This window comes from Achromobacter sp. D7-1, from assembly GCF_059760445.1.
In genome coordinates, this window is the sequence record NZ_JCBAMT010000117.1 from 1 (window position 1) to 18,153 (window position 18,153).

General features: G+C 67.5%; 20 protein-coding genes. 8 read left to right on the top strand and 12 right to left on the bottom strand.

Annotated elements, in window-relative coordinates; all coding sequences use genetic code 11:
* The first annotated feature begins 70 nt into the window (after positions 1 to 70).
* Both AC6LKD_RS30275 and AC6LKD_RS30280 read left to right on the top strand, forming a co-directional pair.
* Entirely contained in the window at positions 71 to 694 is a 624-nt protein-coding gene (locus AC6LKD_RS30275) for a TRAP transporter small permease subunit (RefSeq protein ID WP_498118345.1), read from the top strand.
* Entirely contained in the window at positions 691 to 2,664 is a 1,974-nt protein-coding gene (locus AC6LKD_RS30280) for a TRAP transporter large permease (RefSeq protein ID WP_498118346.1), read from the top strand. Before AC6LKD_RS30275 ends, AC6LKD_RS30280 begins: the two co-directional genes overlap by 4 nt.
* A gap of 48 nt (positions 2,665 to 2,712) precedes the next feature.
* Here the strand turns inward: AC6LKD_RS30280 and AC6LKD_RS30285 are convergent, their stop codons facing one another.
* The gene (locus tag AC6LKD_RS30285) at positions 2,713 to 3,186 is read right to left on the bottom strand and encodes a bleomycin resistance protein (RefSeq protein WP_498118347.1); all 474 of its coding nucleotides are present in this window, start codon (positions 3,184 to 3,186) and stop codon (positions 2,713 to 2,715) included.
* Positions 3,187 to 3,204: 18 nt separating this feature from the next.
* The gene (locus AC6LKD_RS30290; RefSeq protein WP_498118348.1) at positions 3,205 to 3,720 is read right to left on the bottom strand and encodes a GNAT family N-acetyltransferase; all 516 of its coding nucleotides are present in this window, start codon (positions 3,718 to 3,720) and stop codon (positions 3,205 to 3,207) included.
* Between the two features lie 125 nt (positions 3,721 to 3,845).
* Here AC6LKD_RS30290 and AC6LKD_RS30295 point away from each other — a divergent pair, with 125 nt between their 5' ends.
* On the top strand, positions 3,846 to 4,376 hold the full coding sequence (locus AC6LKD_RS30295; RefSeq protein WP_492276155.1) for a MarR family winged helix-turn-helix transcriptional regulator: 531 nt from the start codon (positions 3,846 to 3,848) through the stop codon (positions 4,374 to 4,376).
* Positions 4,373 to 5,152, top strand: a complete 780-nt coding sequence (locus tag AC6LKD_RS30300; RefSeq protein WP_498118349.1) for a DNA alkylation repair protein — start codon at positions 4,373 to 4,375, stop codon at positions 5,150 to 5,152. Before AC6LKD_RS30295 ends, AC6LKD_RS30300 begins: the two co-directional genes overlap by 4 nt.
* Positions 5,153 to 5,199: 47 nt before the next feature.
* On the opposite strand, the gene AC6LKD_RS30305 is transcribed toward AC6LKD_RS30300, so the two are convergent.
* Positions 5,200 to 5,949: an SDR family oxidoreductase gene (locus AC6LKD_RS30305; RefSeq protein WP_013394252.1), complete on the bottom strand. Its 750-nt coding sequence runs from the start codon at positions 5,947 to 5,949 to the stop codon at positions 5,200 to 5,202.
* 173 nt (positions 5,950 to 6,122) lie between these two features.
* Here AC6LKD_RS30305 and AC6LKD_RS30310 point away from each other — a divergent pair, with 173 nt between their 5' ends.
* A complete protein-coding gene (locus tag AC6LKD_RS30310) occupies positions 6,123 to 6,920 on the top strand; it encodes a DUF169 domain-containing protein (RefSeq protein ID WP_013394251.1) in 798 nt (265 codons plus the stop codon).
* Here the strand turns inward: AC6LKD_RS30310 and AC6LKD_RS30315 are convergent.
* Positions 6,881 to 7,825, bottom strand: a complete 945-nt coding sequence (locus tag AC6LKD_RS30315; protein ID WP_498118350.1) for a LysR family transcriptional regulator — start codon at positions 7,823 to 7,825, stop codon at positions 6,881 to 6,883. The two genes, AC6LKD_RS30310 and AC6LKD_RS30315, sit on opposite strands and share 40 nt — an antisense overlap.
* 107 nt (positions 7,826 to 7,932) lie before the next feature.
* Between AC6LKD_RS30315 and AC6LKD_RS30320 the strand changes: the two genes are divergently transcribed.
* Positions 7,933 to 9,111, top strand: a complete 1,179-nt coding sequence (locus AC6LKD_RS30320; protein ID WP_498118351.1) for an MFS transporter — start codon at positions 7,933 to 7,935, stop codon at positions 9,109 to 9,111.
* A gap of 56 nt (positions 9,112 to 9,167) precedes the next feature.
* Here the strand turns inward: AC6LKD_RS30320 and AC6LKD_RS30325 are convergent, their stop codons facing one another.
* The 8 genes from AC6LKD_RS30325 to AC6LKD_RS30360 form a co-directional block, all read right to left on the bottom strand.
* On the bottom strand, positions 9,168 to 10,127 hold the full coding sequence (locus AC6LKD_RS30325; protein ID WP_498118352.1) for a DMT family transporter: 960 nt from the start codon (positions 10,125 to 10,127) through the stop codon (positions 9,168 to 9,170).
* Between the two features lie 82 nt (positions 10,128 to 10,209).
* Positions 10,210 to 11,034: an AraC family transcriptional regulator gene (locus AC6LKD_RS30330; protein WP_498118356.1), complete on the bottom strand. Its 825-nt coding sequence runs from the start codon at positions 11,032 to 11,034 to the stop codon at positions 10,210 to 10,212.
* Positions 11,035 to 11,129: 95 nt separating this feature from the next.
* Positions 11,130 to 12,407, bottom strand: a complete 1,278-nt coding sequence (locus AC6LKD_RS30335) for an RNA polymerase sigma factor (RefSeq protein ID WP_498118353.1) — start codon at positions 12,405 to 12,407, stop codon at positions 11,130 to 11,132.
* Positions 12,404 to 12,811, bottom strand: coding sequence for a VOC family protein (locus AC6LKD_RS30340; RefSeq protein ID WP_498118354.1), 408 nt, complete (start codon positions 12,809 to 12,811; stop codon positions 12,404 to 12,406). The genes AC6LKD_RS30335 and AC6LKD_RS30340 overlap by 4 nt, the downstream gene beginning before the upstream one ends.
* Positions 12,812 to 12,843: 32 nt before the next feature.
* Complete coding sequence (locus AC6LKD_RS30345) at positions 12,844 to 13,371, bottom strand: SRPBCC family protein (protein WP_013394244.1); 528 nt, start codon at positions 13,369 to 13,371, stop codon at positions 12,844 to 12,846.
* 43 nt (positions 13,372 to 13,414) lie between these two features.
* Positions 13,415 to 13,825 carry a YciI family protein gene (locus AC6LKD_RS30350; protein WP_013394243.1) on the bottom strand — a complete coding sequence of 137 codons (411 nt, stop codon included), beginning with the start codon at positions 13,823 to 13,825 and terminating at the stop codon, positions 13,415 to 13,417.
* Between the two features lie 220 nt (positions 13,826 to 14,045).
* On the bottom strand, positions 14,046 to 14,399 hold the full coding sequence (locus tag AC6LKD_RS30355) for a YciI family protein (RefSeq protein ID WP_013394242.1): 354 nt from the start codon (positions 14,397 to 14,399) through the stop codon (positions 14,046 to 14,048).
* Positions 14,400 to 14,518: 119 nt separating this feature from the next.
* Complete coding sequence (locus AC6LKD_RS30360; protein ID WP_013394241.1) at positions 14,519 to 14,947, bottom strand: SgcJ/EcaC family oxidoreductase; 429 nt, start codon at positions 14,945 to 14,947, stop codon at positions 14,519 to 14,521.
* 160 nt (positions 14,948 to 15,107) lie between these two features.
* Here AC6LKD_RS30360 and AC6LKD_RS30365 point away from each other — a divergent pair, with 160 nt between their 5' ends.
* Both AC6LKD_RS30365 and AC6LKD_RS30370 read left to right on the top strand, forming a co-directional pair.
* Positions 15,108 to 16,883, top strand: coding sequence for a SulP family inorganic anion transporter (locus tag AC6LKD_RS30365; protein WP_013394240.1), 1,776 nt, complete (start codon positions 15,108 to 15,110; stop codon positions 16,881 to 16,883).
* A 228-nt stretch (positions 16,884 to 17,111) separates the two neighbouring features.
* Positions 17,112 to 18,122 carry an aldo/keto reductase gene (locus tag AC6LKD_RS30370; RefSeq protein WP_498118355.1) on the top strand — a complete coding sequence of 337 codons (1,011 nt, stop codon included), beginning with the start codon at positions 17,112 to 17,114 and terminating at the stop codon, positions 18,120 to 18,122.
* The last annotated feature ends 31 nt before the right edge of the window (positions 18,123 to 18,153 follow it).

Below are 18,153 nucleotides of genomic sequence, written 5' to 3' on the forward strand. Positions count from 1 at the left end.
CCTGTATCCCGCGCCGCGCGCCGTTCATCGGCGCGCGGCGGGACGCCATGCGTCTTGACCTGGAAGTGAGATGATCCGCATCGTACGTTTCATAGACCGTATCTCCACTTTTGTCGGGCAGACATTTGCCTGGTTGATCGTCGTTCTTACCCTGCATGTCTGTTGGGAGGTGGCCGCGCGCTACCTGTGGAACCAGCCCAGCGCCTGGGCGTTCGACATGCAGATGATGTACTACGGCATTCTGTTCATGATGGCGGGGGCCTATACCCTGGCCAAGAACGGGCATGTGCGTGGCGACATCCTGTACGGCTTCCTGCCGCCGCGCGTGCAGGCGGCGCTGGACCTGATCCTGTACATCGTGTTCTTCTTCCCCGGCGTGATCGCGCTGGTGTGGGCCGGCTGGTATTACGCCGGCTATTCCATCGCCATCCGCGAGCATTCGTCGCTCATGGCCAACGGGCCGCCCATCTATCCCTTCAAGGCCTTTATTCCCATAGCGGGCGCGGTGCTGCTGTTGCAGGGCGTGGCGGAAGTGCTGCGCTGCGTGCTCTGCCTGCGGCGCGGCGCCTGGCCCTCGCGCGCGGAAGACGTCGAGGAAGTGGACGTCGACAAGCTCAAGCAGATGGTGCATGTCAAGGACGAGGACATCGCCAAGCTGGACCGCTACGTCACCTCCGGGGAGCCGCGCTCATGAAGATCCATAAAGCGCTGTGGTTCGGCCTGTCGTGCATCGGGCTGGTGCTGCTGATGATTGCGTTCCTGACGCCCTGGGACCATCTCACCACCGGCCACATAGGCCTGCTGATGCTGGCCCTGATCGTGGTGGCCATCATGCTGGGCTTTCCCACGGCGTTCACGCTGATGGGCATGGGGGTGCTATTCACGTTCCTGGCGTACTACATGCAGAGCGCGGACGCCGGCCGCTCGGTCGGGCAGACGCTGGACCTGATGGTGCAGCGGACCTACGCCACGATGACCAACGACTCGCTGATTTCGATCCCGCTGTTCGTGTTCATGGGTTATCTGGTCGAACGCGCCAACCTGATCGAGAAGCTGTTCCGTTCGATGCATCTGGCGCTGGCGCGCTTGCCGGGCGCGCTGGCGGTCGCCACGCTGGCAACCTGCGCGATCTTCGCCACCGCCACGGGCATCGTCGGCGCCGTGGTCACCCTGATGGGCCTGCTGGCCATGCCCGCCATGCTGAAGGCCGGCTACAGCGTGCGCCTGACCGCTGGCTCCATCACGGCGGGCGGTTGCCTGGGCATTCTGCTGCCGCCTTCCGTGATGCTGATCGTCTACGGCGCGACCACTGGCGTGTCGGTGGTGCAGCTGTACGCCGGAGCGCTGTTCCCCGGCATCATGCTGGCGGTGCTGTACATGGTCTACGTGATCATCCTGGCCAAGCTGCGCCCCGACATGGCGCCGCCGCTGCCCAAGGAAGAGCGCGGCGTGCCGCTGTCCCGGGAATCCGCGGCGCTGGCGTCGGGCGGCTATACGCGCGCCTTGTCCGGCATGCTGGCGGCCTTGTTCAAAGGGCGCCGCAACCAGGACGTGCCGTTCGGCTTCCTGATGCGCAATATGGCGCTGGCGCTGGCGCCACTGGCGGTGACGGTGTTGCTGGTGGCGGTGGTCTATCAGGCGACGACGCGCCCGGAGGTCGTGTACGAGATTCCCGCCGAACTGCAGCTGGGATCAGGGGGCTTCGATTCGGAATTGAGCGAGCCGTCCGCCGATGGCCTGGCAGAGCCGCCGTCCAACGAACTGGCCGAGCCTCCCTCCAGTGAGCCGGCGACCGCCACCGGCCTGGCCGAACCGCCAGGCACGCCGGCGGCCGCGCCCGCGCCCGCCTCGCAGTCAGCCGCCTCGCAGTCGGCCGCCGCGCAGGCGCCGGCCGCCGCAGGCGAGGGCATCGCCGCGCCCAAGGGGTTCTGGATCTTCGCGGCCATCTGCGCGGCAATCCTGGCGCTGTTCTATGCGATGCTGACCTGGGCGCGCATGGAAATCTTCAAGATGTTGATGGCCTCGTTCTTCCCGCTGGCCGTGATGATCGCGGCGGTGCTGGGCTCCATCGCCTTCGGCCTGGCCACGCCTAGCGAGGCTGCCGCCATGGGCGCCATGGGCGGCGCGCTGCTGGCGCTGGCGTACCGGCGGCTGAACCTGCCGGTGCTGCGCGAATCCGTATTCCTGACCGCCAAGACCAGCGCCATGGTGTGCTGGCTGTTCGTGGGCTCGTCGATCTTCTCGGCGGCTTTTGCGCTGCTGGGCGGACAGCGCATCATCGAAGAGTGGGTGCTGTCGCTGGGGCTGTCGCAGCTGCAGTTCCTGCTGCTGGCGCAGGTCATCATCTTCCTGCTGGGCTGGCCGCTGGAATGGACCGAGATCATCGTGATCTTCATGCCCATTTTCGTGCCGCTGCTCAACACCTTCGGCATTGACCCGTTGTTCTTCGGCCTGCTGGTGGCGCTGAACCTGCAGACGGCCTTCCTGTCGCCGCCAGTGGCGATGTCGGCGTTCTACCTGAAGGGCGTGTCGCCGCCGCACGTGACGCTGAACCAGATCTTCCTGGGCATGATGCCGTTCATGGGCATCCAGGTGGTGGCGATCTTCCTGCTGTACGTGTTCCCCGGCATAGGCATGTGGCTGCCGACGGTGTTGTACCGGTGAAGACCCTGGTTGGAGGCGGCTGGGACGCCGCCTCCAAGCCGCCGTGGCTCAGGCCGCCGGCGGAACGTCGCGCCCGCCCAGGCTCGCCGAGTAGCGGATGAGATAGCCATCGGGATCCTGCACCAGGAACTGGTGCACGCCGACCTCGGTCGTACCGGCGCGGTACCACTTCTCCTCGGGTTCCATGTACAGCGGCCAGCCGGCGCCGCGCAAGGCGTCGACCATCGGCGTGATCGAAGGCACCTCGATCTGCAGATTGATCCCGCGTCCCAGCGGCGCTTCCAGCGGGCCGGTGATCCAGTTCCTGCCGTGGCCGTGTTCCTCCAGCATGACCTGCGAACCACTCTTGTCCAGATAGGCGAAATGGTCTTCCGGGCGGTCGTAGGCTATCGAGAACCCGCAGAGCCCGCACCAGAAATGCAGACTCTTGTGGATGTCGGACACGAGCAGCTCGGGCACGACACGGGCGGCGGAGAATTCGGACGCGGGAAGCACGGGGTAGTTCATGGCGGATTTCTGCATGAATGGCGCATGGGGAGATCAGGGCCGCAATGATAGGTCGGATTCGGCGGCAGGACGCGGCAGTGCATAGACGATGGTGTCGCGGTCGTAGTGGCGTTCGCGCGTGCGGAACGTGAAACCCAGTTTCTCCAGGACGCGAACGGAGGCTTGGTTGTCGGGCCAGACCACCGCGACGAGTTCGGCCACTTCAAGCTCGCGCCAGGCGTATTCGCACAACTGCTTCGCTGCCTGGCTGGCGTACCCCCGTCCCCAAACCGCGCGTTGCAGCCGATAGGCAAGCTGGATGCTGTCCGTGCCTGCCAGAGGGACCAGGCTCACCCAGCCCACTGCGGCGCCATCGATCGCGACCGCCCAATGGCCTAGCCGGGTCAGCGGTTCACGCAGCCATGCCAGCAGCTCTTGCCGCCGTGCCTCGTCTGCCGGTTTGACGCCGGTACTGTGGCGCATGACCTCGGGATCCGATTCCATGGCCAGCAGCATGGGGATGTCGTCTTCCTGCATGCGGCGCAGGGTCACGCGGGAGGGTAGGGGCATGGATTCAGTCGTCGACTGCTGAGATAGCCAGGATGATAGCGGTTCGAGTCGGACGGGCCGTCTTGCGGATAAATAGTTAGGCGCCTTATTATATCGGCGTCGAGAATCACAGGATCAGATTCCCCATGCAAGACCCGCAACACATGCTGGAACCCAAGCACCGCGCGCTGCTTGAAGTCGCGGCCAGGCGCGGCCTGCCGACGGCGGACGGGATAGGCCTTTGCTTTCAGCTGCTGTCGCTGGCCAACGCCATCGACCGGGATTGCGCCGCCCGGCTGGCGCCGCGCCAATTGTCGGAAGGGAAGTTCGTGCTGCTGTTCCTGCTGCACGAGCAGGCGGACGGTATGTCGCCGCACGAGCTGGCCGATGGCGCCGGTGTCACGCGGGCCACGGTCACGGGCCTGCTGGACGGCCTGGAGCGCGACGGATTCGTCTTGCGGCGCGCTGGCAAGGAGGACCGGCGCAAGATTATCGTGAAGCTCAGCGCCAAGGGGCGGGCCGAGGCCGGGCAGTTGTTCAAGACGCATACGGACTGGATAGGCTCCTTGTTCGCGGGCTTGAGCCTCGCGGACCGGGCCAGCCTGCGCGCGCTGCTGGGCAAGATCTGGCAAGGAACCGACTCGGGCCGGGCTACTGGGCAGGAGACTACGCAATGAGCAAGAAGACCTCAGCCGCGCCGACGGGCCGGGGCGTGAAGGACATCAGCGCCGAGCGCCTGGCGCAGCTGAACGCCGGCGAACCGGCCGGCAACCTGACTGAATGCCTGGCTGTGGACTTTGCCGAACTGATGCAGGCGGCCGCCCCGCAGGTGGGCGCCGAGGCCATCGCCGCGCTGCGCGCCCAGGCTGGGATGGGGATCTCCAAGCGCATGGCCGCTGCAGCGCATCACTTGCAGGAGGGCCTGGGCAAGGACGCCTTCAAACCGTTGCGCAACCACCGCTCGGATACCGTCCGGGGCTGGGCCTGCTTTATGGTCGGGATGATGCCGGATCTGACCCTGAAGCAGCGGCTGGCGTTGATCTGGCCGCTGGCCGACGATGCGCATTTCGGCGTGCGGGAATGGGCCTGGCTGGCGCTGCGCCCGCAGTTGGCGGCCGAGCTGGACACGGCATTGGAACTGCTGCAGCCCTGGACGGCGGATGCCTCCGAACGCGTGCGCCGTTACGCCAGCGAGTCGCTGCGGCCGCGCGGGGTCTGGTGCGCGCACATTGCGGCCTTGAAGGCCGATCCCGGCAGGGCGCTGCCCCTGCTTGAGCCGCTGCGGGCCGACCCGGCCGTCTACGTGCAGGACTCGGTCGCAAACTGGCTGAACGACGCCAGCAAGGACCAGCCGGATTGGGTACGCGAGGTCTGCGCGCGCTGGTCCAAAGGCAAGCCGGCCGAGGCGACGCAACGCATCTGCAAGCGCGCGCTGCGTTCCATCGGAGCCTAGCCGCAGGTATCGGCAGATAAGCCCGCGCCAAGCCGGCCGGACAAGGCCTACAACTGGCTCATGCCCCCGTCCGCAATGATCTCGGTGCCGACGATGAAGGCGGACTCGGGCGAGGCCAGGTGCAGCACGGTCGAGGCGATCTCCTGCGGCGTGCCAAAGCGGCCCAGCGGCACCTGGGCGCGGATGCTGGCGGCGGTCTTTTCCAGCGCAGCGGCGTCCAGGCCCAGCTTGTCGTAGATCGGCGTGGCGACGGGGCCGGGGCTGATGACGTTGACGCGTATGCCGCGTGGCAGCAGTTCCGCTGACAGGGTCTTGGCCAGGGAGATCAGCGCCGCTTTGCTGGCGGCGTAGATGGAGGATGCCGGCATGCCGATACGGGCGTTGATCGAGCCATTCAGCACGATGGACGCGCCCGGATTGAGCAGCGGGTCCAGCGCCTGCAATTGAAAGAAGGCGCCCTTGACGTTGGTCGAGAACGTCTGGTCCCAGAGCGCTTCGGTGGCTTCGGCCAGGGGCGCGAAACGCGCCACGCCGGCGTTGATGAACACGGCGTCCAGGCGGATGCCGGCCTGGCGCAGTTCGGTCGCCAGGGCGGCGGGGGCACCGGGCGCGCCGGCGTCGTTGCGCAGCGCCAGCGCATGGGAACCCAGGCTGGCGCGCACCTGCTTCAGCACCGCGGCATCGCGGCCGGTGACGACCACGCGGGCGCCTTCGGCGGCGAACGCCTGGGCGGCGGCGAGGCCGATGCCGCTGGTGCCGCCGGTGATCAGGACGGTCTTCTGTTCGAAACGGTTCATGGTGGGCTCCTTGGAAGCCGGGGAGTGTCCTGCGCGCGTGCCGCTGGCAGGATTGCCGCATTCCACGATAGATCAATCAAGGGCCCGGCGGGCGATTCGTTATAGTCATTGCTGACCGCGATCAATCTGCGGCAATGCGGCAAAGTCCGCGCACAACAGTCCAAGGGACGGGCATGGAAGAGACGACACTGAACTGGGCATCGCTGGTCGATGAACTGAACAAATTGCTGCGCCTGAAGACCACGGTCATCGGCATGAAGCTCTACGAACGTGAAGAAGATATGGCGGCGGTAAAGGGCTTGCGGCGGCCGCAGGCCACGCACACCACCGACCAGATAGTCGGCATGGCCGCCCGGCTCGGCTGGACCGTGGGCATCACGGGCGACGACCTGGTCGGCGCCCAATGCCGCGCCGTGATCGGCCTGGGACCGCAGGACCAAGCCTGGAAGCGCGGCGAGGACTATGTGGGCGTGTGGCACGCCACCCAGGAAGACGCCCAGGCGCGCCAGGAGGCATTGTCCTGTGTGCCGGCGGGCAAGTATCGCGGGCTGGTGGTGTCGCCGCTGGCTGCGGGCCGGCTGGACCCGCCGGACATCTGCCTGATCTATGCCACGCCGGGCCAGATGATCATTCTCATCAACGGCCTGCAATGGAAGAATTACCGACGCTTCGACTGGAGCGTGGTGGGCGAGACGGCCTGTGCGGACTCCTGGGGCCGGGCGTTGGCCACCGGCGAACCCAGCCTGTCCTTGCCCTGTTACGCGGAACGCCGCTACGGCGGCGTGCCCGACGAGGAAATGCTGATGGCCTTGCCGCCGCGCTACCTGCCCATCGCCATCGAGGGCATGAAGGCCTTGTCGGCCAACGGTCTGCGCTATCCGATTCCGCCCTACGGCATCCAGAACGACGTGCGCGCCGGCATGGGCGTGAGCTACGCGCGGGCGCCGGCGTCCCCGGCATCCAAGCCCTGATGCGCGGCGGCGCGCAAGGCGGCCGCCAGCACGCGGGCAGCGGGTCCCAGGGGCTGGTCGATGCGGTGCGCCAGATAGGTTTCACTGGCCACCTGGCTGCCGCGGCCCAGGCTGTCGGTCGGCAGGCGCAGCAGCCGGCCTTCGGCCAGATCGCGCTGCACCTGCCAGAATGGCAGCCGGCCCCAGCCTACGCCCGCCAGGATCAGGGCGTGCTTGGTGTCCTGGCCGCTGACGCGGCAGGTCTGCGGCGACAGCACCGCGAAGTCGCGGCCCTGGGTCAAGGAGGAAGGGTCCATTTGCACGATCTGCACATGATCGGCGAGTTCCGCCGGACCCAGCGGGATGTCGGCGGCGACGCGCTGCGCCAACGCATGTCCGGCGCCGACCACCGCCACCATCTGCACGGACGACAGCGCCTGCATCACGATGCGCGGGTTGCGGAAATGGTCGCCGGCGACGATGGCCAGCGTGTGGCTGCGCGTCAGCAGCGCTTCCACCGGGCCGCCCAGGGGCAGCACCGAAACCCGGACGGCGACGGACGGGTAGGCCGCGCGCAGGGCGTTCAGGGCGGCGCCGACCTCGGCGATCGGAAACAGCGTGTCCACCGCCAGCGACAGTTCCAGCTCGACGCCTTCGCCCAGGCCCTGGGCGCGGGCGCGCATGGCGTCCACGCGCAGCAGGATGTCGCGGGCGTTGGCCAGCAGCGCAGCCCCTTCTGGCGTCATCACGGGCCGGTGGCCGTTGCGGTCGAACAGCGTCACGCCCAGTTGCGCTTCCATATTGGCGATGGCATGGCTGACGGCTGACTGCACCCGCGACAGGCGGCGCGCGGCCGCGCGGAAACTGCCGGCGTCGGCCACGGCGGCGAACACGCGCAACTGGTCCAGGGTCAGGGCGTCTATCATCTTGCCGGCTGATCTATTAAATCGATCAAGTACATCAAAAGATTATCACTTACCAGGATCGGCTTGCGCTGGCATCCTGGCTGGGTCGCAAAACAAGGGAGACAGGGATGGGCAAGGAAGGAACGCGCTGGTCGGCGGTGCTGGCCATCGTGGGGGCGGGCGTGGTGGCGGCGCTGCAGGTGGGCAAGGTCATCATCGCCGCGCCCTTGCTGCGCAAGGACATGGGGTTGGACCTGGCCTCCATTGGTGCGTTGGCCGCGGTGTTTTCTATCCTGGGGCTGGTCGGCGGGATCGCGGCCGGGGGCGTCATCAACCGCTACGGCGCGCGACGCATGCTGCTGGCGGGTTTGGTGGCGACGGCGGTGGGTTCGGTGATAGGCGCGATGGCGACCGCCTACAGTGTCCTGCTGGCCTCGCGGGTGGTGGAGGGGCTGGGCTTCCTGATGATTACCGTGGCGGGGCCCGCGGCCCTGCAGCGCATGGTGTCGGCGTCCACCCGCGACTTCGCCTTCGCGCTGTGGAGCTGCTACATGCCGGCCGGCATGGCGATTGCGATGCTGGCCTCGCAAGCCTTCAGCGGCTGGCAGGCCTATTGGTGGTGCGCGGGCGCGGCGGTGCTGGTGGCCATTGTGTGCGTGGCGGCGCTGGCGCCGGCCAACCCGGGCGGAGCCAGCCTGTCGTGGCGGGGCTTGCGGCAGGACACGGTCGATACCATGGGCGCGCCCGGTCCGCGCCTGCTGGCGCTGTCGTTCACGCTCTACAGCCTGATGTTCTTCGCGCTGTTCACCTTCCTGCCCGTGCTGCTGACCGAGCAGTTGGGCCTGCCGCTGGCGACCGCTGGCCTGTACAGCGCCATCGCCAGCGCTGCCAACGTGGTCGGCAACCTGGGCGCGGGCGTGCTGCTGGCACGCGGCTGGCGCCGTTCGACATTGATCGCCTGCGCCAGCCTGATCATGGGCGCGGTGGCGCTCCTGATCTTCCGCTCGGTGCTGCCGGCCATGCCCACCTTCCTGCTGTGCGTGCTGTTCTCGGCAGTGGGCGGGCTGATACCGGCCACGCTGCTCGGCACGGCGCCGTTGCTGGCGCCGCGGCCAGCGCTGACGCCGGCTTCGGTGGGGCTGGTGATGCAGGGCAGCGGCCTGGGCCAGGTGATCGGTCCGCTGGCGGTGGGCGGCGCGATCGACCGCTACGGCTGGTCGGTGGCTTCGCTCATCGTGGCCGCGGCCGGGCTGGGCGGCGTCTTCCTGGCATGGCGCCTGCGGCGCTTGAAAGGTCCCGGGCTGTAGACGTCGCGCGGTTGTCGCTAGCACCGGTCTGGGCCGATGTCCGCTGGGGCGCGGCCCTACGCAGCCACGGGCAGGGGCTCGGGCTTGATCCGCACCGCGCGCAGCACGCCCACCATCAGGCAAGCAATGCCGATTAGCGTCAGTGGCTGGGGCATCTGCCCGCGCAGCATGTAGGCATAGGCCAGCGCCGCCAGCGTTTCGAACACGATCAGCTGTCCGGCCAGGGCGGTGGGCAGGCGCTGGCTGGCTTCGTTCCAGCACAAAGTGCCCAGCCAGGACGCGAACAGGCCGATGATGGCCATCAAGGCCAGGAAGACTTCGGGCCGGGGGCCGGCCGGCATGGGAAAGTCGCTGCCGGCCGCGGCCATGCCGGCCCACAATACGAGATAGCCCGCCAGCGCCAGCGGCAGCGTCGCCACGCCCTGGGCCGTGGCCCAGGTGCGGGGGCTGCGGTCGGGGTGGGCGCGCAGCCAGTCCGCGTTGCGCAGCGGATACCAGGTCCAGCAGGCCACCGCGCCCAGCGCCAGCAGCGCGCCGATGGCGTAACGCGACATGTCGGCGTCCGGCTCCTGGCGCAAGGCTTGAAGCTCGACCTGGTTGACGCAGGCGATGCCCAGCGCGATCAAGGCCAGCGCGGGCGCCAGCCGCTTCCATGGCAGCCGGCCGTCGCGCTGGGCGTTGCGCAGGTTGGCGCTGATGGCGATGACCACGGGCAGGGTGCCGATGATCATGGTGGGTACGGGGCCGCCCGCGCGCTGGATGGCGCTGGCCAGGCACAGGTAGTAGAGCAGGTTGCCGATGGCGGCCAGCTTCAGCGCTTCGATCCAGTCGGCGCGCTGCAACTGGCGCAGCCCGCGGCGGTCCAGCCAGGCCAGCGGCAGCGCGATCAGGCCGAACGCCAGATAGCGCGCCACGGATTGCAGCGCGGCGGGGTATTCCGGCAGCAACAGGGGCCCCACGAACACCAGGCCCCACATCAGGCCGGCGGCCAGGGCGTAAAGGGTTCCAGCCCACATACGACGTCGCTCCAGGTCACGAATGGCGGCAGTCTAGCCAGCGCGCGGGCGGCGCGTCTTGTACCAGATTGCTGCGCGCGACTCAGGCGCGGACTTGCTTCTGATAGCGCGAGGGCGTGACGCCGTAGCGGCGCGCAAAGGCGCGGGTCAGGTGGGCCTGGTCGGTCAGCCCCGCGGCCAGCGCCACCTGGGCCGGAGGTTCGCCCGCTGCCAGCCGGCGCTTGGCCTCGAACAGCCGCAGGGCCATCAGCATCTGCTGCGGCGTGGCGTGGTACTGCGCCTGGAAGCTGCGCAGGAAATGAAAAGGGCTGAGCCCGGCCACGGCCGCGAGTTCGTCCAGCGTCAGGCGCCGCGCCAGATGGGCGCGCAGATAATCGATGACGGGCGCGAAGCGCGGCGAGCCTTCGTCGCGGGCCGCGCGCGGCACGCGCGCATGGCGGCGGAATTCTCCCAGCAGCGCGTACAGCGCGCTGTCGAAAGCCAATGGCTCGCGCGCCTGCCACAAGGTGTCCAGCAGCATGGTGACGCGCTGCGCGCCGGCGGCGTCATGGCCGACGGCCGTATCGAACCACCAGCCGCTTTCGCCGGCCACGCGCGCCACCACGTTCGGGTCCAGGTAGACCATGCGATAGCGCCAGCCGCCCTCGGTTTCGGCGCGGCCGGTATGCAATTCGTCGGGGTTCATCAGCACCACCGAGCCCGAGGGCGCCAGATGCTCCGCACCGCGGTAGCGGAAGCGCTCGACGCCGGCCTCGATCGCGCCCAATCCGTAGGCTTCGTGGGTGTGGGGTTCGAAGGCGTAGCGGATGATGTGGGCGCGGTACAGCTCCACGCCGGGCTGGTGCGCCGCTTGGCGGAACTCGGCCCGGTCGCCAGGATGCTCGAACGCCTGCGGCACGCCCGGCATGGCGGGCGCGGCAAGGTCGGACGGGGCATGGTCGGCGGGGCGCATGGAGGGATTTAAGCATGCCGGCCAGGGCCCCGGCGCCCGGACCGGCGCGTCTAGGAGTCGGACATGTCGCGCGCCCGTGCCAGCAGCAGTTCCCGTTCGCGCGCGTTGCGTGTCATGCCGGCCGCGCGTTCGAACTCGGCGCGGGCTTCGGCCTTGCGTCCCAGCTTGGCCAGCAGGTCGGCGCGCACGCTGGGCAGCCAGTGGTAATTGGCCAGTGCCGGCTCCCCGGCCAGATGGTCGGCCAGGTCCAGCCCGGCCTGGGGGCCAAACGCCATGCCCACGGCGACGGCGCGGTTCAGCTCCACCACCGGCGACGGCATGGCCTGCGCCAGCGCGTCGTACAGCGCCACGATGCGCGGCCAGTCGGTTTCCTCCGGCGTGCGCGCGCGGGCGTGGCAGGCGGCCAGCTCGGCCTGCAAGGCGTAAGGGCCGCGCGGCGCGCCCAGGCTGTCCGACAGCGCTAGCGCCGCCAGTCCGCGCCGGATCAGCAGCGGATCCCAGCGGCCGCGATCCTGTTCCATCAGCAGCACGGGGCGGCCTTGCGCGTCGGTGCGCGCGTGCAGGCGCGAAGCCTGCAGCTCCATCAACGCGGTCAATCCGTGGACCTCGCTTTCACCGGGCGCGAGCTGGGCCAGGATGCGGCCCAGGCGCAGCGCTTCGTCGCATAGCGCGGGACGGACCCAGTCATCGCCGGAGGTGGCCGAATAGCCCTCGTTGAAGATCAGGTAGATGACTTCCAGCACCGACGCCAGGCGCGGCGCCCGCTCCTCGGCCCTGGGGACTTCAAACGGCACGTTGGCCGCGGACAGGCTGCGCTTGGCGCGCACGATGCGCTGCGCGATGGTGGATTCCGAGGCCAGGAAGGCGCGCGCGATCTCGGCCGTGGTCAGCCCGCCCAGCAGGCGCAGGGTCAGCGCCACGCGCGCCTCGGTGGACAGCAGCGGGTGGCAGGCGGTGAATACCAGCCGCAGCAGGTCGTCGCCGATGTCGTCCTGGCGCGCGGCGTCCAGCGCGTCGACGAAGTCGGGCTCGACGTCGGCCTGCAGAGCCTCCAGCTCGTGCCCGATCTGCTCGTGCTTGCGCGTATGCAGCGCGTTCAGCCGCAGCCGGTCGCGCGCGCGGTTCTTGGCGGTAGTCATCAGCCACGCTCCCGGGTTGTCCGGCACGCCGGTTTCGGGCCAGCGTTCCAGGGCGGCGACCAAGGCATCCTGCGCCAGCTCTTCAGCCAGCCCGACGTCGCGCACCAGGCGCGCGACGCCGGCGATGACGCTGGCGGCCTCGATCCGCCAGACTGCCTCGATGGCGCGATGCACGGCCTCCTGCATCATGCGTTGGGCACTTCGCCGGGAACCATGTACACCAGCTCCCAGACATGGCCGTCCAGGTCCTCGAAACCGTGGGCGTACATGAAACCGTGGTCCTGGGGCTGGCGCGGAGCGGTGCCGCCGCCGGCGAGGGCGCGCGCCACCTGTTCGTCCACCTCGGCGCGGCTGTCGCAGGACAGCGCGATCAGCACCTCGGTGGATTTCGTGGCGTCGGCCACCGGCTTGCCGGTAAAGGTCTGGAAGAAATCCTTCACCAGCAGCATGACGTAGATGTTCTCGCTCACGACCATGCAGGCGCCCTGGTCGTTGGTGAATTGCGGATTGAAGCTGAAGCCCAAGCCCTTGAAGAAGGCCTGCGATTTCTGTATGTCATTGATGGGGAGATTGACGAAGATCTGGTTGTGCATGATGTTCCCGCTTCCTTTTTAGTGTGGTTGTCCTAGCGCCTTTCTGCCAGGGTCTTGAGGTTGGCCAGCCCGTCTTCGAAATCCTTCCCGACCATGCTGTCCATGTTGAAAAAGAGGTGCATCAGTTTGGCGACATAGTTCAGCCGGCCTTCCATGGCCCAGGTGACTCGCGTGCCGTCGCCGGCCGGCGCCAGGGTGAAGTTGACCTGGTTGACGGCGGAGAAGGGCTTGATGAAGGTCAGCCGCATGGCCACCGAAGCGTCCGGCACGGCGCTTTCTATCTGCATCTGGCCCACGCCCACTTCCTTGCTTTCCCATGCGTAGGTCGCGCCCGGGCCGGCCGTCACCGCGCCATAGGTACCCTTGATCGCGGGGTCCTTCTTTTCGTAGGGATTCCAGGTGTTGAAGGCATGCAGATCGTTGATCAGGGGAAACAGGCGCGCCGGCGGCGCCTGGATTTGCGCGCTGCGTTCGACGCGGAAGGTGTCCGGGCGCGTGGCCGCGTAGGCCAGTACCAGCACGATGGCGGCCAGAACGATGAGCAGCAGGGTTTTCAGCATGAATGAAGTCCGTTGATGGGTAGGGGGAGTGTGGCGATAGTGCTCATTGACCGTTGCCGGGTATCCGTCGGTAGCGTTCGACGCCCTCGCTGGGGCCGAACTCGTCCAGCTCGAAGACCTGGCGCACTTCGACGGCGCAGGGCTGGCCGGGGAAGGGCTCGGGAAAGCGCAGCGCCCATTGCATGGCTTCCTCGCGCGAACGCACCTGGATCATGGTGTAGCCGGCGATCAGCTCCTTGGTCTCGGCAAACGGACCGTCGACGATCTTGCGCTGGCCCTGGTCGTACTGCACCCGCCAGCCCTTGGAGGAAGGGTGCAGGCCGTTGGCGTCCAGCAGCACGCCGGCCTTGGCCAGCGCCTCGTGATAGGTCGCCATGGCGGCGAGCAGGCTTTCCTGCGGCATCACGCCGGCCTCACTGTCCGGCGTGGCCCGGACGATGATCATGTATCGCATTTCTGAGACTCCTCGATTCAGAAAACACAGCCCGTGGGTGGGCTTGTACTGGCACGACGAACGGCGAGACGCGGGATCGACAAGAAAATGATGAACCTAGGGTAAGTACTAGGTTTGGCCTGCGGGTGACGAGGCCCGAAAAGGGAATCGGGCGTCGACCCTCGAACGGGCGGGCGGCGCGGTTATGCCGCTGAACGGTAAGGCAGCCGATTGGAGGCCGCTACATGAAGCACGGACCCAGTTCGCGGACTTCCACCGTGGCCCATTGCGCTGCCGGGCATTCGGCCGCCAGCGCCAACGCCTCTTCCCGGGTTTCGCAGTTCAACAGGAAGAAGCCGCCGATCATTTCCTTGGCTTCGGCATAGGGACCGTCCAGCAGGGAGCGTTCGCCGTCGCGGATCTGCAAGCGCACGGCTTCCGATTCGGACTTCAGGGATTCCGCGCGGGCCAGCAGGCCGCGCGAGCTCAGGTCTTCGGCATAGCGCAGCATCTGCGCATAGGCTTCACGGCCTTCTTGGGGCGTGCGTTGGGCGCGCTGGCCCACCGGTTCGACGATGAAAAGCAGATAGGACATGGGATCTTCCAGTGCGGACTGCTGATAAGGTTCGCCAGATTACCGCTATTTGTTGCGCCTGGACCATCCCGCGACGCGCGCCAAAAGGCGTTGTTTGTAAGCAGAGGTAGGCGGCAGGCTCAGCCGCCATCCCTCAGCACAGCCACGCCCGTACGGGGATTCACCAGCGTGACGTTCTCCAGTGCCTTGATGCGCCAGGCGCCGGCCTGCCGCGTTAGCACGGCAAGAATCATGGTGTCGACGGCATGCGCGCCCGCCGGATGGGCCGCGCCGGCCGCCAGGCGGCTCCAGAAGTGCACGATCGCCGCGTCGGCGCCGATCGGCGTCACGCCGACGAGTTCGTTCGCCAGCGTGGAATCGCCATAGATGGTGGCGTGAATGGGAGCATGCATCTTGACGATTTCGTCGACGCCGCGCACATAGTGGCCGAACCGGTTCACAAACGTTGCGTCCTCATGGAACAACGCGCCTAGCGCCTGCATGTCATGATCGTTCCAGGCGGCCTGGAACGCGCCTGGGACGTCTTCGGGATTGTGCATTTGCGTCATGTGGATTCTTGCCCGTGCCTGTATAAGGAAAGGATGCCGTGCCGTGCGCCGCCATGGACGGCCGCAAGCATGAATAATGCGTCAGACTACGGAATCGGCGCTACCGGATTTGCAGCCTGACACGCGCTGCCGGCACGCCCGTCCACACTGCGAAGGTCCCATGGCATCCCATACTTCCGCCTCCAAGGATATGTCCGCCGCCGGCTGGCTGCGCTGGCTGCCCGGGCTGGCGATGCTCCGGTCGTACCAGGCCGCCTGGCTGCCGAAGGACCTGGCCGCGGGCCTGGTGCTGACCACCATGCTGGTGCCAGTCGGCATCGCCTATGCCGAAGCATCCGGCGTCCCAGGCGTCTATGGGCTTTATGCCACCATCATCCCGCTATTGGCCTATGCGCTGTTCGGCCCCAGCCGCATTCTGGTGCTGGGGCCGGACTCCGCCCTGGCCGCGCCCATCCTGGCGGTGGTGCTCAGCGTTTCGGAAGGCGATCCCATGCGCGCCGTGGCCGCGGCCAGCCTGATGGCCTTGGTCGCCGGGCTGTTCTGCATCGTCATGGGTTTGCTGCGGCTGGGCTTCATCACCGAGCTGCTGTCCAAGCCGATCCGCTACGGCTACATGAACGGCATTGCCTTGACGGTGCTGGTCAGCCAGTTGCCCAAGCTGTTCGCCATCTCCATCGAGGACGCTGGTCCGCTGCGCGAACTGGTGCAGTTGGGACAGGCCGTGTATCAGGGCCAGACCAATTGGTACAGCTTCGCGGTGGGGGCGGCGACCCTGGCGGTGATCCTGCTGCTCAAGCGCTTCGAGCGCGTGCCGGGCATCCTGATCGCGGTGATCCTGGCGACGCTGGCGGTCAGCCTGTTGCACCTGGATTCCCAGGGCGTGAAGGTACTGGGCGAGATTCCGCAGGGGCTGCCCAAGTTCGCCTTGCCATGGCTCAGCAACGCGGACCTGGTCAAGATTGCGCTGGGCGGCTGCGCGGTGGCGCTGATCGCGTTCGCGGATACCAGCGTGCTGTCGCGCACCTATGCCGCGCGCACCAATACGCGGGTCGATCCGAACCAGGAAATGGTGGGCCTGGGCGTGGCCAACCTGGCGGCCGGCTTCTTCCAGGGCTTTCCGATCAGCAGCAGCGCGTCGCGCACGCCGGTGGCCGAGGCGGCGGGTTCGCGCACGCAGCTCACGGGCGTGGTGGGCGCGATTGCGGTGGCGGTCTTGCTGGTCGCGGCGCCGAATCTGCTGCGTTACCTGCCGAACAGCGCGCTGGCCGCCGTGGTGATCGCAGCGGCCATCGGCCTGTTCGAATTCAAGGACCTGCGGCGCATCTACCGCATCCAGCAATGGGAATTCTGGCTGTCGATGGCATGCTTTGCCGGCGTGGCGGTGTTCGGCGCCATTCCTGGCATCTGCCTGGCGGTGGTCCTCGCCGTCATCGAATTCCTGTGGGACGGCTGGCGCCCGCACTACGCGGTGCTGGGCCGGGTGCCCAACCTGCGCGGCTACCACGACCTGAAGCGCTATCCGAATGCCTCGCTGATCGACGGCCTGGTGCTGTTCCGCTGGGACGCGCCGTTGTTCTTCGCCAATGCCGAGCTGTTCCAGCAACGCCTGATGGAAGCCGTGGACGCCTCGCCCACGCCGGTGCGCCGGGTGGTGGTGGCGGCCGAGCCGGTCACCAGCGTCGATGTCACCTCGGCGGACATGCTGCGCGAACTGAGCCGCAGCCTGGCCCAGCGCGGCGCCGCGCTCCATTTCGCGGAAATGAAGGATCCCGTGCGCGACAAGCTCAAGCGCTTCGAGTTGACCGAGATATTCGGCGACGACCGGTTCCACCCCACGGTGGGGAGCGCGGTGGACAGCTATTCCGATGCTCGCCCCGGTGGGGCAGCGCTTCGGATGGCTCCGGAGTCCTCGGCAGGCAGTTGCCGGATGCCTTGATTTCGGACCCCGTTTATGGGCAGATGCCATGAGCCGGTGGCCGGACGGAGGGATCCGAAGCGCAGCCCCACTGGGGCGAGCATCGGAATCCCGCAGTCCGGATGCCGGCGACTCAAGAACCCAGCCTCACAAAACCAAACGAATGCCTTAGGTGCAAATTTGACGGGCGCGGGCTTACCGTTGCATGCTCGCGTCTAATCCATTTCCGTGAATGAGAGGAAGCTAACCATGAACTACCGCCGCCTCGGCCGCAGCAATCTTCGCGTCTCTCCGCTCTGCCTGGGCACCATGATGTTCGGCGAGCAAACCCCCGACGACGAAGCCGCGCGCATCGTCGCGTCCGCGCGGGACCATGGCTTGAACTTCATCGACACCGCCGACGTCTACAACGGTGGCCGTTCCGAAGAAGTGGTCGGCAAGCTGCTGAAAGGCCAGCGCCACGACTGGGTGCTCGCCAGCAAGATCGGCAACGCCGTCGGTGAAGGCCCGAACCAGGCCCACTATTCGCGCCAGTGGCTCATCCGCGGCGTGGAGGACAGCCTCACGCGCCTGGGCACCGATTTCATGGACATCCTCTACCTGCACCGCGACTACCACGAGGAAAACCTCGAAGAGGCCCTGTGGGCCCTGGGCGACCTGATCCGCGCCGGCAAGCTGCGCAGCTTCGGCCTGTCCAACTTCCGCGGCTGGCGCATCGCCGAAGGGATGCGCCTGTGCGAAAAACTCGGCGTGCCGCAACCCGTCGTGTGCCAGCCTTACTACAACATGCTCAACCGCGGCCCCGAAGTCGAGATCCTGCCCGCCTGCAAGCACTACGGCCTGGGCGTCGTGCCCTACAGCCCGATCGCGCGCGGCGTGCTCACCGGCAAGTACCTGCCGGGCCAGGCGCCCGCGGCCGACAGCCGCGCCGGACGCGGCGACCGCCGCATCCTGGCCACTGAGTTCCGCGAAGAGTCCCTGGAAATCGCGCAAAAGCTGGTGGCGCATGCCGCCGCCCGTGGCACGCAGGCGGGGCATTTCGCTACCGCCTGGGTGCTGGCCAATCCCATCATCACCGCCGTCATCGCCGGTCCGCGCACGCTGGCGCAGATGGAGGACTACTACGCGGCCCTGGATGTGAAGATTACGGCCGAGGACGAGGCCGTCGTCAATGACTGGGTCACGCCGGGCCACGCGTCGACCCACGGCTACAACGATCCCAACTATCCGTTCTACGGCCGTCCGGTGGCAACCGCCTGAAGCAATAAACCTCAGGCAGAAAGCGCCGGCC